Source organism: Candidatus Peregrinibacteria bacterium, from assembly GCA_016699755.1.
In the GTDB taxonomy this organism is placed as follows: domain Bacteria; phylum Patescibacteriota; class Gracilibacteria; order CAIRYL01.
This window is the reverse complement of sequence record CP065009.1, coordinates 1,445,943-1,461,877: the sequence shown is the minus strand read 5'-3', so window position 1 is coordinate 1,461,877 and position 15,935 is coordinate 1,445,943. Positions and strand designations below refer to the sequence as shown.

Here is a 15,935-nt window from a genome sequence, read left to right as displayed (position 1 = left end):
CTTTTTCGTATCAAATGAATAATGATTTTTGCATTGCGGATGCTTCTTTGGCGGATTTTGGACGAAGAGAAATTCTGCTCGCAGAAAAAGAAATGCCGGGGCTCATGGCGCTTCGAAAGCGATTTTCTGCAATAAAACCTTTGCATGGTGCACGGATTGCCGGATGCATTCATATGACCATACAAACAGCAGTGCTTATGGAAACGCTTGTCCAACTTGGAGCAGATATTCGCTGGAGCAGTTGCAATATTTTTTCTACACAAGATCACGCCGCCGCTGCCATGGCAAAGGCTGGTATTCCTGTGTTTGCTTGGAAAGGAGAAACAGAAGAAGAATACTGGGAATGCATTGAAAAAACTGTGTTTGGATCAAATAAGTGGACACCAAATCTTTTGCTCGATGATGGAGGCGACTTAACAGCATGGATACATGAAAAACACCAAAATCTTCTCACAAATATCCATGGTGTTTCCGAAGAAACAACAACAGGAATTCATCGTTTAGTAAAAATGGAGCACGAAGGAACACTAAAAATTCCAGCGATAAATGTGAATGATTCCGTGACAAAGTCGAAGTTCGACAATCTCTATGGTTGTCGAGAAAGTTTAGTGGATGGCATTCGTCGAGCAACAGATGTAATGCTCTCGGGAAAAACGGCACTCGTAGCAGGATATGGGGACGTAGGAAAGGGCTCCGCGCAAAGTTTACGCAACAATGGGTGTCGAGTTCTTATTACGGAAATTGATCCTATTTGCGCGCTTCAAGCCGCCATGGAAGGATATGAAGTAGTGACTATGGAAGAAAAAACCTCTGAAATAGATATTTTTGTTACCGCAACAGGATGCGCCAATGTAATTACTCGTGCGCACATGGAGCAAATGAAAGATAGTGCTATTCTCTGTAACATTGGACACTTTGATGATGAAATTGATGTCGCATCAATTCGAAATCTTCAGTGGAAAGAGATAAAACCGCAAGTTCACGAAGTTATTTTCCCAAATGGAAAACACCTCCTTTTGCTCGCTGAGGGACGACTCGTGAATCTTGGATGCGCAATGGGACACCCCAGTTTTGTTATGAGCGCATCATTTACCAATCAAACCCTAGCGCAAATAGAACTCTGGACGAACAGTGAAAAATATCCTATTGGTGTTCACCGTCTTCCGAAAGAAATTGATGAAGAAGTTGCGAGACTTCATCTTTCGAAGCTCGGCGCAAAACTGACTCATCTCACAAAAGAACAGGCAGAATATCTTGATATTCCAGCAGAAGGACCGTATAAATCGGAATGGTATCGATATTAGAAATCTCTAATCACTCACTCTCAAACAAGAAACAACGCTGATTTTAAGCTCTGTTTTTCTGAAAATTTTAGGAACTATTTGTGTTTCTTCTGCCACTGCCGTGCAGTGAGAACTTTGCGTTCGGCGTCCCACTCGAAGGGATTGTGTGGAAACGGAGTTCGGAGCGTCTCCTCATTCACGGTATCAATAAGCCCTTTTGTGTATCCTTTTTGCTCTGCCAAAAGAGGGAGCATTTTTTGAAATTCTGGTGACAAGTTTTTTCCAAGCTCTGGACAAGGGGCGATTTTCTTTCCAAGGAGATCTTGAATATTTTCAATATTTTTTCCCGATTCCAACACATTTTTTGCAGCGCAAGTAAGCGCAACAAGCTTAACGGATTCTTCCACTTTTTTGATTTCGAGTGTTGTCTCGTCATCAAACACCATTTCGCCTTCTGTTTTTATTTTTTGAAGCAATTTTTCTAGCCAAATGTGAAGAGCAATTTCATGCTCTCCTGCTTTCGCTCGCAAAAAAGCAGCGACATTTCGAGCGTACGGGGGACAATGATATTTTTCCTCATTTCGAACGCAAATTTCATAATACTCTGCGCCTTTTTCCGAATCATTCTCGTAAAAATAAGTATAAAATCCAAGGTCTGTGTACATTTGTCCCAAAAGATCTGGATGCGACTCCTCATTAAGCGCAATCCCCTTTTCGAGAAGTTCTGGAACACGAGAAATAATATTTTCGTTCAACGTATAGACGAGTGCCCCAAATCGGTACACAAAACCAAAGTGCGGATCAAGATCGGTAATAAGGTTGAGATATTCCGGAAGCGCATCAAACTCAAAAGCGCCCGAATTTCCTCCAGCATATTGTACGGTTCGAATCCAAAAAAGATCTGACACAAAGTGATCGAATCCAAGAATAAAAGGACGAATTTGAGCTCCCGAAGGAATGTACCCCGGATTTTTCCCCAGCTCAAAGAAATGGTTTTCCGTTAAAGACCAAACAATTTTTTGCGACCACAAAATTCCTGCTCCGCAAAGAACGCAAAAAAGAAGAGTGCCGATGGCAAGAAATCCTCTTCTCAAAATTCTCTTCGGGAAAAAAGGAGTGTTCCTACAGTAACAAAAAGGGTAATCCACAAAACAGCTCCAGTGGCGGCGGCAAAGAGCTCACCTGAGGTCGGAAAAATATCATTCAGAATAAAATTTTTCAGATTCAGTATTGAGAAATTGGGAAATCCGTAGTAGACTACATCAGAAAATATTTGATACCCTCGCGAAATATCTTCGTACGGACTGAATTTCGCGAACATTCGAATATCGTCCGTAATATGTCCAATAACAAAAATGGTAAGTGAAGAAAATGCCGCAAGAATAGGTGACATAAAGCTACTGAAGAAGATAACAACACCAAGAAGAAGTAAAAATGAAAGGAGGGAAAAAGAGGAAATAAGAACGAGTTGTCCAACGAAATCAAGCTGAATGAAGTGATTATTCGCAATAATAAGGTCTGTAGAAAAAGCAATAACCCCAATAAATACCACGAGCATAATAACAGTAACCAAAAAAAGAATTGCTCCAAGCCCAAAAAATTTCGAAAGAAGAAATGTCCAACGAGGAACAGGCTTACTAAGAATGATAAAAATAGTTTTCTTATCAATTTCTCGAAAAATGAGTTGGGTTCCCACGAATATGGTGATAATCATTCCAAAAACATCAATCATGCCGAGCCCCAAATCAACAATCATTTTTTCGTCCTGACGCACAGAAATGGTCGAGAGAAGCTGACTCGCAAAAATAAGAATGACTCCAAAAAATGCGATAACAAGAAGAATGCGATCACGAATAGTTTCTCGAAAAGTATTTTTTGTAAGAGCAAGTAGTGTTCTCATGAGACATGAAAAAAGGGATTACTTTTTTTTTGCTTTTAAAGTGCTCGTTTTCTTTTTCTTTTCCTTCGATTCTGAAGAAAGCGATGAAGTTTTTTTAGGAGAAGAATTCTTTCGAGAAGGTTTTTCTTTTTCTGGAGAAACCTTTTTTTTCCCCGTGATGGTTTCAACAAAAACATCCTCAAGGGTTATTCCATTCCCAATAAGCTCTGAAACAGGCTTGTCCAGAAGAAGATTCCCCTGGTGAATAATACCAACACGATCACAAAGTGCCTCCGCATCCGCAAGAATATGAGAATTGAAAAAAATAGTTTTTCCCCCTTTTTTAAGGGAAATAATAATATCTTTGAGTTCTCGTCGCCCAATAGGATCAAGTCCGCTCATGGGCTCATCCAAAAAAATAATTTCAGGATCATTCATAAGTGCTTGTGCCATGCCAATCCGCTGTTGCATCCCCTTAGAATATGTTCCAATAGCCCGATGAGAAGCCTCTGTCGGAAGATGAACAAGTTTTAAAAGACGTTTTGCTCGTTGTGAGCGCTCTTCAGGAGAAAGACCAAATATTTCTCCAACAAAATGGAGGAATTCCTCTCCAGTAAGATGCGGATAAAAATGGGAAAATTCGGGAAGAAACCCAATTTTTTGTTTCGCCGCTATAGTTCCCGCTGATTTTCCAAAGAGCGAAATAGTTCCCTTTGTGGGGCACAAGAGTCCAAGAATCATCTTCATTGTTGTTGTTTTTCCGGCACCATTCGGACCCAAAAAACCAAACACCTCCCCCTTAAGAACATGAAGCGAAAGATTTTTTACTGCAGTTTTTGTTCCGAAATTTTTAGTAACATTTTGAAGAACAATCACAGAAGAAGAAGAAAGACAAGAATCATTGTACGAGAAAGGAGGGAAAAAGAGAATTCTCCGATAAATATTTTCTTGATTTTTTTTTACATATTATAAAAAATATTTCTCTTTAATAATGAAAAATAGTGCGCTCCTCATTTTTTCTCATATCTCTCCTCTTTTTCCTCGTTTTTTCTGGATGCACAGGAAGCCCAGAAAACGACGCTTCATCACAATCGGCAACAGAATCACTTTTTTTGGGAGCATCAGTTCTGACAAAACCAAATTTTTCCCTTGTACTTCCGGCAACATGGCGTGAGTTTCCTGTATCAGAAATAGGGAGAGAAAGTCGAGCTATAGCCGCATTTCGACGTATTGAGCCGATTACTGGCGGGTATCCAAATATTGTGTTTCACGAAGAAAATATTCCGAAAGATTTTTCTACACTTGAATTTTTTGCTATCAGCCGGAATAATGAGGAAGCGTCTCTTCTAGGATTTCAGAAAATTTCTGAAGACCACCTTACGCTTTCTGGCTCTCCTGCAATACTTTTTCAGTTTTCTTCTCAACCAGAAGCCGACAAAAGTGAGTACCGATACTGGCAACTTTTTTTTGTTCGTAATGGAAAGGGGATAGTAGCAACAGGAAGCGCTCCGAAAGAGACGGAAAAAGAGGTGATCTTTGAAATTGAATCCATTCTCAAGAATATTCGCATTTTATAAGGCGACGTAGCCAAGTGGTAAGGCAGGGGCCTGCAAAGCCTTCATCCGGCGGTTCGATCCCGCCCGTCGCCTCCAAAAATACAAGAGAATGAAAATAAGGCATCAAAATGCCAAGAATCAAAGACCACCTCGCCGGGATGGTGAAATGGTAGACACGAGGGACTTAAAATCCCTTGGAGGAAACTCCGTGCGAGTTCAATTCTCGCTCCCGGCACCACCATTACTCATGTTCGTCTTTCAAAAACAGGCGTTCATTTTTACTGCAAAATTCCTACTTCAAATCCATCCCTGTCCTTCGAAATGGAAGTTTTTGATATTGCCGAAAAAACTGTTTCAGAGCATTGTCCTTTTTCTGCGTGGAAAAAGAGTTGAGCGATATGAAGCTTTTTCCCATTTCCCCACCAAGAAAAGTGCTGTGCTATTTTTTCGGTATTCGCAAAGGAAATTTGATAATGCTCGGAAGGCACTTCCATTGCCACAGAGAGCTCGTATTCTAGGGCTTCTCTTTCTTGTGAAGAAAGCATGAGCTGATTTTCCATATATTTTGAAAAATCGGAAATATCCGAATTCGTAAGACACACAAATGCATTTTCCGTTGAAAGATGTGATGAAGATTCGGAAAAGGAATAGGTGTAATGGAGTGTTTCTTTCTTTCCACTTGGGAAAAACCAAGTCTCCGTATGAGGAAGAAAATTTATATTTGCCGACAAGAGAATGGTGTTTTGAAACTCTGGATGGAGAAGGATAGCTTCTGGCATGTTGAGCACAAGAGATGGCGTTGCCCCACTCACATAAGGAATTTCACAGAGAGGTTCTGTACTATTGACACTTTTAAAATTCTTCCCCAGCCCATCATCGTCACTTAAAAGGCATGTATTTTCCTCAAGCTTTCCTGTCCAAAAACTCATGAGTGCCAAAAAATCATTTTGCCATTTTTCAATATCCGTTTTTTGCTGAGGAAAAAGCTCTTTTAAAAGCGATTCGTCAATCGTCTCTGGAGAAATAACTTGGTCAATTATTTCTTTGAGCTTTCTTGCGGCTTCATCGCGATAAATAAGTGATGGAGGTGGCGGAGGTGGCGGAGGTGAATTCTCACCATTAACACGATAGAAGAGGTCTTTTTTTTCCAAAAACAGAAAAGTATTTTGGTGAAAAAAAGCAGAGAGTTCTCCAAAAAAAGAAGATACTCCTCTTGGTACAGAGTTGGTGTCGTATTGTGAAAGAGAAGAGTTTCCATTTCTTCCGTTCGGACTAGTGAGCATAGCGCGGATAAAGGTGGCAACGTCATGTACATCTTCTGAAACCCCATTTTCTTCTATAGCTCGTTCGAGCTCCGCTTTATCAAGACGTGCAAGCCCTGGAGCTTCTATCTTGGTATTTTTATTGGCGAGAAGAAGTCTCTTAAGAATCTCCATGATGAATGTCTTGTGTGTCTGCTTCTGAAGAACATCTGCATCGTTTGTCGTTCCATCAGCAAAATTCGCATAGAAAGTATGCGAATCGGTAATCCGATTGATTTCGAGATCATTCAAGAAATAATTACTCGTTGATTGTGCCACCTCAGGGATTTTACTCTTCTTTAGTATCCGTGAACGGATCATTCCATTCTCAGAACAGCTTGGATGATTTTCGCACTCTTCTGATGTTTCTCCTCCGGCAGATGATAAAATAACCAGTGGAAAAAAATGCCCCATCACTCCCACCTGAGAAACAGAACGCGCTTCATTACGGGAATGATACTCTTCAACGGGAATATTCGTACGAAAGAAAGCATCTACTGCCAAATTCTTTCCGATATACCGCCAAAAAAAACTCGAATTTATCTCAAGTACAAATATTCCTTCATTATTTGCCGTTACCATTGAACACGTTGATGTGCTTGGTCGATTAAGAGAATCTCTTTCATCATCAGTTTTTCCCTTCACCTCCCAATAGTAGATTTGTACTTTTGCTCCTGGAGTGGCGGTTCCCCATATTTTTACAGGAATATCCTCTTTGACTTTAAAATCTTTTTCGCTTACTCCGAGCACGGCTCGTTGCCACATTTTCGGCACTCCATCGCTTTTCTCTTCCTCAAGAAAAAAAACATAATTCCAATTCTTTTCTTCCGCATGAGAAACAATATCCACACAGTCCTCAGAATCATCTGCGTATGAAAACAAAGGAAAAAAAAGGAGTATTGTCGCAAGGAAAAGCAAGGAATATTGAGCCAATGGAGAGCGAAGTATCATCTGTTTTCTTGAAGATTTTTCTTTCATTATACTCTCTTTTTTCGCGAATTTCGAATGTTTGTCTTTCGACAAGAAATTTGGTAAAATGTATAGAATAATAAAAAACCAAAATCAGTGCAGTAAAACACATTTTTCGGCTCTTTCTTATCTTAGGTTTCTTCCTGTTTTCAGGAACGCATTTTGCTATTGCGTCAGAAGGGGATCCCCAAGATGGAATGGTACTTGAGGTAAATGTTCGTCTACGTGATCAAGATGGTGCACGTTGGATGCATAACGAAGTTCCAAAAGACAAAGGAGTTTCTTTTACGTTTCCCGAGTTTTGTGGAGATGGTCCAGGATGCGATATTCTCTCTCCTCGCAAATATCGTCCGCAAATAGATAATGGGAAGTATCGTATAGAGAATAATAAAATCGTAGGACAAGAAAATGTTCGTGAAGCAGGGGACGATGGAAAAATTGGAACAAAAGATGACGTATATATCATTCCTCAAGAAGGGTATTTTCGATTCGCCATTCCAAAAGACAAGCTCAATTCACTAGAAGTTATTGAGGTGAACCTCACCGATAAATCGAAGAATTATGTTTCTTTTGAGGGTGGAGATGATACAACGGATAACACCATCCTCAAGCGTCTCTATATTGATAAAGATCAAAAGGCAAATGTGGGAGCTATTCAAGCAGAGCTTTCATTTTTTGTGACAAAAGATGAAAAAGCGTCACGGCTTCTTATTGGCTCTATTCCGGTGGGCGGAGTAAGTGTTTACGATCAGTTTATTACCAATGTTGGACAATTTTTTCGTCGTTCTGCCGCCATGCTCGGCTGGACACTCGAAATCACCAATGAGGGCTACAAAAATAGTAAAATAGAAGGAATTGCTCTTGTGATTCGGAATATTGTCAATGGGCTCATCATTCTTTCGATTATGGGCATCGCCGCACTTTGGATTTTTTCTGCGCTTATTCCCGCTCAAGTAGTGCGGAGGAGTACAACGCTTATTCTTATTTCTGCTATTGTCGTCAATTTCGCCATGCCAATGATGCGCCTTGTGTTGGATGGTGCCAGTATTATTCAACGCACCTTCCTTAATCGAGAAATGACGGATGATCGCTTTTTGCGTATCGAAAATATTTCTGACGTGTGGGTAGGAACCGGCGCTATGGTGCTTCAACCACGTACCATGAAAGAAGGAAACGAAAATGTAGATGACTTTGTAGACCTTGGCGATCGATATGTTGATATGCGTCAGGAATCAACCTATTTTCATGGTTTTCTACTGATAGCACTCGCGCTTGGCGAAATTTTGGTAGCGATTATTCTGGCACTTCGTATCGTTATTCTTTGGTTTTTTCTTATTCTTTCGCCACTTCTTGCTGTTCTTCCCATTTTTCATTTTACGCGTGGTGTTTTTCGATATTGGATTTGGCTTTTTGGACGTTGGCTTTTTCTTGGCCCGCTTATCGCCATGTGTCTCTTTATTGCCATTTCTATTTGGCAACACACTGGAATTCCTATTGAGAGTAGTTTTGAGGGATTCGCGGGAACGTCTTTCCTTTCAAATACAACAAATATTCAGATGTATGCCCCCGGAGTCGTTCATGGAGAAGGAGGAAATATGGGAAGCGCCACAGAACTTATGAAATTTATTATCGGAATACTCATGGTGTGGTTTTCTGTTATTGTTCCTTTTTGGCTCACACGCTCAAAAATACTTTCTTCCTGTTGTGGTGGAAATCGAGAACAGAATAAACTCGAGGTGCCGAAAAAATCTTTCTTTCCTCCTCTTCTTCCACAAAAATCCGAACCACAAACTCCACCAAGTGGAGGCGAAAAACCAGCACTTGCGATACGTACTGGTTCTCATTTTGATCTCAAATTTCCAGAAAAAATTTCCAGTGGTCCCGCACCCACATTCCTCTCACAGAAAGACGGCAAAGCGCATTTTGGAAAGGATTTATTCTTATCAGAAAAAACAGGAGAAATGCCGACAGGAATTTCTGTTTCTGCTCCAAATGCGAATATTCATCTCGAAATCTCTGAAAAAGAGTTGTCTTCTCTCGGACAAGGAATTTCGGCATCACAATCGAGTGCTTCCGCGTACTCCAATACGAACACAACGACAACGTCGGAAGTTTCTCTTCCTGCTTCTGTACAGGAGATGAAAACGCAAGAGATTATTGATCGACTCGAACACTCGCCAGCTTCAATTTTTGCAAGTGTTTCTGAAGGAGCAGATCAAGAAAGTGTTGTTTTACACTCAGAACTTGAAAATCGTGCCACCATGGGTGATCAAGGAGCGACTTCATACCTGAAGGAAAAAGATGTTTCTTCTGTGGCTTCCACCGCAGAAAAAACAGAAGCAAACGAACAGGTGGCACAAAGTGTTTCCTCCGGAGAAGTAACTGGCGAAGCCATTCGCATGGAAGATTTGCAGTCCGAGAAAATGGCGTCCGCTTCTCTATCAAATACCTCTGAACCAGTTTCTGATATAGAAGAATCCTCTCTTTCATCAATATCAACATCTCAAGCGCAATCGACCAAAATTCCTTCTCAAGAAGAAGAATTTGCAGAAACCTCGGCAACAGAAAGCACTGCCGCTATGGGTTCTTCCGAAGCATATACCGTAGAGGGAATGGAAGATTTTGAGCCAGTGGAAGAAGCGGAATATGTTGAAAGAGGACACACAAATGCCTCTGCTCATAGTGAAATGGAGATGGAAATGAAAGAAGAAACAGCAGGAACAGGATCGAATCAAAAAATGGAAGAATATTCAGAAGAAAGTTCATCTCATGCGCTAAGTTCCTCCAACTCCCAATCTCCTGTTGAAACAGAACACCAAGAATCTACTGAAGCAGAATTTTCCGCTCAAGAACGAACCTCGGCAACAGAAAGCACTGCCGTTATGGGTTCTTCCGAAGCATATACTGTAGAGGGAATGGAAGATTTTGAGCCAGTGGAAGAAGCGGAATATGTTGAAAGAGGACACACAAATGCCTCTGCTCATAGTGAAAGTATGGAAGAATATCCAGTGGGTTCTTCCGAAGCATATACCGTAGAGGGAATAGGAGATTTTGAGCCAGTGGAAGAAGCGGAATATGTTGAAAGAGGACACACAAATGCCTCTGCTCATAGTGAAAGTATGGAAGAATATCCAGTGGGTTCTTCCGAAGCATATACCGTAGAGGGAATAGGAGATTTTGAACCAGTGGAACGCGAAAATGCATCATCCTCTTCTGAATCTCGTAGTACCCCTAGCATTGCCGCCCAAGGTGAAGATTCGGAGGTTGCTCGCGAGTTTGCCATGCTCAATGCCAAATCATCCGAGATACAGAGAATGGAATTCGAAGACGATGATTCCTTATCTTCTTCTGCTCTTTCCGAGAAAACCAAAGTTACTGCTTCCGATACAGAAGAGGAGATTTCCTCTGAAAGCAATTCCTCTCACGAAATAAGTGTCGAAGAAGATTCTCCAGAATCTCCTCGTGAATTTACAAATCTCAACACACATCCATCAGAAATATTAGATCTGGAATCTGAGGAAACAAATACTTCCGATTCTCCTGTGGAAAATTCTGTGGCAACCAATAACAACTCTATTACTGAAAGCAATATTACTTTCTTGGAAGAAAATGATTCTCCAGAGGTAGCCGCGACAGGCGATACACCAGAAACCGCTCGAGAAATGGCAAAAGAAGAAAAGAAAATTGTAAAAAAATCAGAAAATGTTCGCCTCAAAAAAACAGGAAAACAGCAAGATGATGCTGAAAAATCTGTCAATATAGAAGAGGAGGTGAAATCAGAACAAGGTGATCAGAAAGAAAAACAGGAAGAATTCGATGAAGAAAGCCTTCCCGAAGATGAAGAGGTAAAAACTCCTAAACTTCAAGAACAAGAAATGGCGCAAGAAATTTTAGATGACGAAGAAACACCATCAACCTTGGAGGAAGACAAGTCTCATCAAAAGTTCTAAGAAGATTCCTTTCGAATGTTTTCTGTGAGTCGCTCCCAGTCAAAAACAGAAAGAGTTTCTGCGCGCGCGTCTGGATCAACTTCTGTCGCTCGAAGAAGAGATTCGGGAAAGAGATTTTTGAGTTTCTTCCGTTTTTGACTAAATCCTTGTTTAGCAGTAGAAAAAACCTTTTGGACAGGTTGTCTTATGAGAAGTGGTGTTTCAAAAACATTGATATGAAGAATAGCAGAATCGACTTTTGGCGGTGGAGAAAAAGAAGATGAAGGAACGGAAGCAATAATTTTTGCCTCTCCAAACACCGCAACAAACAGTGAAAGAAGAGAGCTTTTTTTCGTGTTACAGATTTGCTCGGCAACTTCTTTTTGTACAAGAAGAGTAAGAGAGGTGGGACGATGACCTGCTTCGACCAAGAGCTTTCGGATGATGGGAGACGTAAGATGATATGGAATATTCGAAACCACTTGGTACGGCACCTCAGGAAGAATGGTGTTAAGAAAATGCTCATTTCGAAGCTCAAGTCTGTCCCGAAAAAAATGTGTTGTTTCTCGAAGTGCCGGAAGAATATCGCGGTCAATTTCTATGGCAATCACTTTTTTTGCGCGAGGAAGAAGCTCTCGAGTAAGCACACCCAATCCCGGACCAATCTCAAGGATAATGGCTTCTGGCTGAATATCTGCAGCTTCGACTATAGCGCGCAACACATTTTCGTCTGCCAGAAAATTTTGCCCAAACCGCTTTTTTGCCCAGAGTCCATATTTTTTGAGAAGTGAGCGAATCGCTTGTGGGTCGGTAAGGCGTTGTCGCATAGGGAGTAAATAAAAAGTCATAGCAAAGAGTAGCAGACCTCAAGAAGGTGTGCTCTTAAAATATTCACGAGAATTTCTTTTAGAAAGACATCGCCCTAAATTTTATTCAGAATCTTAGGAAAAAAAAGATGCAGGAAAGTTCTCCAGAGAAAAAAAACTCCTTTATCGGAAGGGAAAAACTACTTTATATCAACACTGTATTGAATCACCTTTTCCTGTCCGGCGGAAAGCGCGCCAACAGAACATATTATTTTTCCGCTTGAATTTTGGCATCCACTCGGAATGGAGCTACTCACCGGAGTAACACTCTGTTCGTCGTAATCACTTACCACTTCTACTGTTTGGTAATCGGTGCCTGTCATGTTTTGAAAGCGAATAGTGTATTGCACCCTATCACCAGGGGCGACAAGTTTTTTACTTGTTGTGGGAGTAATACCAATATTACTTGAAGAATTGGGGAGAATATTTCCCGAATCGGAAACGGAAATAAGCGATACGGCGGATTCGTTTCCGCTGAGCACTGTGAGTGTTGCCATTCCTGATCTCGTTGGATGTGAAAGAATGCATACAGGATTACTTCCTCCCAGACAATTTTCCTTGGTCATGCCAGTACTGCCATTGGCGAGGAGAAATGAATATTGTCCAGTTCCTCCTTGGGCAGTAAAGGAAAGAGGATCAGTCTCTGAAGAAATGGTTACTTCCTCTGGAGAAAGAACAAGATTTGCGACAGAATGAAGCGAATCGAGTACAGCAGTACTTAAAAATCCACATCCGTAGTATTTGTCGGTTCCGGCTTCTCCCAAATCTTCTGCGCTTTCACAGAGGCGATTTTTCACTTGAACAGGAGAAAGCTCTGGAACTTCTTGAAGTAAGAGTGCGGCAAGTCCTGCCGCATGAGGCGTTGCCATAGAGGTTCCAGAAGAAGTTCCATATCCACCACCAGGAAAGGTGCTCGTAATAGAATGCTCTCCTTCACCTCCTGGAACAATGGCATCAACAAGATCATTCTCATCACGATAATTTGAATATGATGCCCTCGTTTTTTCGGCATTTGTGGCACCAGTAGTAAACACGTTATTACAAATGGCCGGAGCATTGGGAAACGGAGGAGTCATACCATGTTGTAAATCGGCGTTTCCACTGGACGCCACTATAAAAACCCCCGCCGAAAATGCCTTGTTGATGGCGGTCTGTTCGAGCTCTGCACAAGTATCGTTTCGCCCGAGACTAATGGAAATAATGTCTGCGCCATTTCTCCATGCATATTCCATAGCCTCCATAAAATTTTCTGTGGTGGCGAATCCGTTATCATCAAAAATTTTGAGTGGCATTATTTTTGAATCTGGAGCAACACCAACAGCACCAATTCCATTTCTTTCTGCGGCTATAATTCCCGCGACATGTGTTCCATGAAAAATGCTTCCTGTTGGATCATTATCCCCTGCTCCATTTCCGTCCCCTCCCATATCCCAGCCAAAACAGTCGTCTATATACCCGTTTCCATCGTTATCAATGCCATCAACACAGCTCGTTTCTCCAGTATTTTTCCAAATATTTTCCTGTAAATCGGGATGCGAAACATCAACTCCCGTATCAAGTACAGCGACCGTTACCCCTTCTCCGGTTATGCCTTCATTCCATGCGACATTGGCAGAGATACCAGCATGAAAATCATTTGAAAAAATATTCCAAAACGTTGTTGGCGATTCTCCACCAAGCCCCTGCTCTGTAATAGCATCTGGACTAAGCTCCTCAAAATTTTCCACAGGAGGAAGTTCGTAAATATAGTTCGGTTGGTAAGAGAGAATATTTTCGCCTTGTCCGCTATTTTTGAGAGCCGCAACATTATTGAGAAGTGATTGGGTTGTTTGTGTGGAATCCCGAAGAGTGGCATAAACAAGACGATCTTCCAATGCTGAGGATTCTCCAAAAGCATTCTGCTCAAGTGCTTCGATTCGGAGCACTTGGTTTTCAGAAAAATGAGCAGTTCGAGCATCGAAGAGAATTTTTGTCTCGATATTGGCATTTGGAAAGGTGTTCGAAAGTGTCTGTTCGGCGACCTGTTGCGCAGAAAAAATATCATTTTCAAATTCTGGAGAATCAATACTCATCGTTCCCACTCCTCCAGAGGGAGGCGTGTCATCCCGCAAAACAACAAGCATTTCTCCTTCCACATAATTTCCAAGTGCTGGTGTGTTTCCCACAGAGATACTCGCAGAAAGGGGGGTGCGTGATCCCGTGTGCAACAGAAAAAATCCTGAGAGAACAAAGACTCCTGTTGTTATTACTCCTAAAAATGATTTTTGAAAGAGATTCTTCATGATGATTCTAAAAAGAAGATGAATTCAAGAGGAAGACCATATTGCATTGTCGAACTTCCTGGGAAAATCCTTCAAAATTTTCCGAAAAATATTGGTCATCCTCCAAAAGACAGCTATTTTCTTCAGTACTTCCTGTCCAAAAACGGATGATTTCTAAGGCGTTCTCTGCCCATGATTCTTCCGTACTGACATTTTCTACAAAGATTTCTGACAGAAGATCCTTCACAGGAGCATTGATATGTTCTAAAGAGACATATCCTCCGGCAGTTTGAATGCCATCGGTTTCTCCAAGAAAATTATCGAGCTGAATTAGTGCATATGTTCTTTCTTCAGCACTTCCAGCAAGAAGCATCCGTAAATCGGAAACAATTTCTTGCGTTTTCTTTGAAACATTTCCTGCTCTTCGATCTGCCTCCTTGAGTGAGTCAACACGAAGAGTGAGAAGTCCTGGTTCTATGCCATTGGTATTTACATTTCCGAGCAATGCACGTTTTAGAGCTTCTACAAGAAGAGTCTTCCGAATGATACGACTCATTTGTTGAGCGTCATTTACTTCTCTTCCCGTAATTCCACCAGAAAAAGTATGAAATCCTGGCATTCTTCCGATACGAATTTCTTCTCCTTCAAGACCAACGAAATTCTTTCCGAGAAATCGCGAATCAAGAGTTTCTGGTTTGAGAATATGTGCTCTTTGAATACCTATAGAACATATTTCTTCGCAAGAATTTTCAGAAGAAAGGAACATTTTTCCTTTTACATTAAGATTGAGCGGCGCAATGGCAGAAGGATTTTTTCGGTCTTCTTCTGGAATTTGATCCCACGTTTCTTCCATGTGAAAAAAAGACGAAACTTTTACGCTATCCCCAATGTTTCCCCATAACAATTTTGGATTTATTTCCAGAGAAAAATGTCCCGATATATCGGATTTTCCCGCACTGAAACATGTTCCTCGAGAAAATCCTTCGGCATCGGCAGAGGAAAGAAAGACAAAAACTTCAGTATGAGGCTCTGCAGTCCCCTTGATTTCAACAAGCTTTCTTTCGGTAAGTTGTATTTCTCCATCAGGATGAGAAAGAATAGCACGTTGCCATGCAGTGTCTTGCACTCCTCGTACATAGAAAGATTCTTCTGTCGGTATTTCGGGAAATTCTTCACAACTAAGAGCCGAAGTTGTGCTTCCAGTTGGAGGATTTGGAAGAGCATCTGATGGAGGAGGAGGAAAATCTACTACAAAATCTGAAGGAGGAGGTGGTGGTCCCACTGGCGGAGGAGGAAATTGGTCATTGTCGTCATCGTCATCATTGTCGTCATTGTCGTCATTGTCGTCATTGTCGTCATTGTCATCTCCACCAGTATCGGGACATGATATTTCAGAAGTCAATTCATCACGACACTGAATAGCACATTGATCTGCGGTTCCTCCTGCAAAGAGACAGGGGAAAAAACACTGAAAAAAATTGTCGAGATTATAGTTTTCATACGTTACTATAAGTGATTTTACCGTCTTCCCATCAGAGGAAACAGATAGCTCTGCCACATCATTTGGAGTTATTGCTTCCGTAAGCGAGCATGATCCTCCTGATCCGTTTGTACATGATGCTTTGACAATGCCAGTTGTTCTCGGAATAAGGGAAAAAACATAATCTGATCCGCCAGATGCGTGAATGGTTTTTGGGGAACACCCCACTTGTACAGCTTGAAATTCAGGAGAAACGATGAGCGGCGAATCTTCTTCTGCCACTGTGACGTTAATATTTTTCAGAGAATTATCGGCAATTCCTTTTTCTCCTCCAAAAAGAATCAGAAGGAGAAAAAGGAATGTTCCTGGAAGTGAAATCTTTTGCATTTTTTTTGTGATCTTCATGATCGA

At 41.3% G+C, this 15,935-nt stretch carries 10 protein-coding genes and 2 tRNA genes; 5 read left to right on the top strand and 7 right to left on the bottom strand.

What is annotated here, in order from left to right:
* Positions 1–14: 14 nt before the first annotated feature.
* Positions 15–1,304 carry an adenosylhomocysteinase gene (locus IPN35_06480; protein QQS59196.1) on the top strand — a complete coding sequence of 430 codons (1,290 nt, stop codon included), beginning with the start codon at positions 15–17 and terminating at the stop codon, positions 1,302–1,304.
* Between the two features lie 74 nt (positions 1,305–1,378).
* On the opposite strand, the gene IPN35_06475 is transcribed toward IPN35_06480, so the two are convergent.
* The 3 genes from IPN35_06475 to IPN35_06465 are packed head-to-tail and all read right to left on the bottom strand — an operon-like array spanning position 1,379 to position 4,038.
* Positions 1,379–2,377 (bottom strand): hypothetical protein, encoded by a 999-nt coding sequence (locus IPN35_06475; GenBank protein ID QQS59195.1) that lies wholly within the window; start codon positions 2,375–2,377, stop codon positions 1,379–1,381.
* Positions 2,374–3,183, bottom strand: a complete 810-nt coding sequence (locus IPN35_06470; GenBank protein QQS59194.1) for an ABC transporter permease subunit — start codon at positions 3,181–3,183, stop codon at positions 2,374–2,376. The genes IPN35_06475 and IPN35_06470 overlap by 4 nt, the downstream gene beginning before the upstream one ends.
* Before the next feature lie 18 nt (positions 3,184–3,201).
* The gene (locus tag IPN35_06465) at positions 3,202–4,038 is read right to left on the bottom strand and encodes an ABC transporter ATP-binding protein (GenBank protein QQS59193.1); all 837 of its coding nucleotides are present in this window, start codon (positions 4,036–4,038) and stop codon (positions 3,202–3,204) included.
* A 125-nt stretch (positions 4,039–4,163) separates the two neighbouring features.
* Here IPN35_06465 and IPN35_06460 point away from each other — a divergent pair, with 125 nt between their 5' ends.
* The 3 genes from IPN35_06460 to IPN35_06450 all read left to right on the top strand — a co-directional run bounded on the left by IPN35_06460 (position 4,164) and on the right by IPN35_06450 (position 4,956).
* The gene (locus tag IPN35_06460) at positions 4,164–4,739 is read left to right on the top strand and encodes a hypothetical protein (GenBank protein ID QQS59192.1); all 576 of its coding nucleotides are present in this window, start codon (positions 4,164–4,166) and stop codon (positions 4,737–4,739) included.
* Positions 4,740–4,814: transfer RNA gene (locus IPN35_06455), tRNA-Cys, on the top strand.
* Between the two features lie 56 nt (positions 4,815–4,870).
* Positions 4,871–4,956: transfer RNA gene (locus IPN35_06450), tRNA-Leu, on the top strand.
* A gap of 40 nt (positions 4,957–4,996) precedes the next feature.
* Here the strand turns inward: IPN35_06450 and IPN35_06445 are convergent.
* Positions 4,997–6,901, bottom strand: coding sequence for a hypothetical protein (locus IPN35_06445; GenBank protein ID QQS59191.1), 1,905 nt, complete (start codon positions 6,899–6,901; stop codon positions 4,997–4,999).
* A gap of 284 nt (positions 6,902–7,185) precedes the next feature.
* Between IPN35_06445 and IPN35_06440 the strand changes: the two genes are divergently transcribed.
* Positions 7,186–10,938: a hypothetical protein gene (locus IPN35_06440; protein QQS59190.1), complete on the top strand. Its 3,753-nt coding sequence runs from the start codon at positions 7,186–7,188 to the stop codon at positions 10,936–10,938.
* Here IPN35_06440 and rsmA read toward each other — a convergent pair.
* The 3 genes from rsmA to IPN35_06425 form a co-directional block, all read right to left on the bottom strand.
* Complete coding sequence (gene rsmA, locus IPN35_06435) at positions 10,935–11,765, bottom strand: ribosomal RNA small subunit methyltransferase A (GenBank protein ID QQS59189.1); 831 nt, start codon at positions 11,763–11,765, stop codon at positions 10,935–10,937. The genes IPN35_06440 and rsmA overlap by 4 nt on opposite strands.
* Positions 11,766–11,923: 158 nt before the next feature.
* Positions 11,924–14,065 carry a S8 family serine peptidase gene (locus IPN35_06430; protein ID QQS59188.1) on the bottom strand — a complete coding sequence of 714 codons (2,142 nt, stop codon included), beginning with the start codon at positions 14,063–14,065 and terminating at the stop codon, positions 11,924–11,926.
* Positions 14,066–14,072: 7 nt separating this feature from the next.
* Positions 14,073–15,929, bottom strand: a complete 1,857-nt coding sequence (locus IPN35_06425; protein QQS59187.1) for a hypothetical protein — start codon at positions 15,927–15,929, stop codon at positions 14,073–14,075.
* Between the last annotated feature and the right edge of the window lie 6 nt (positions 15,930–15,935).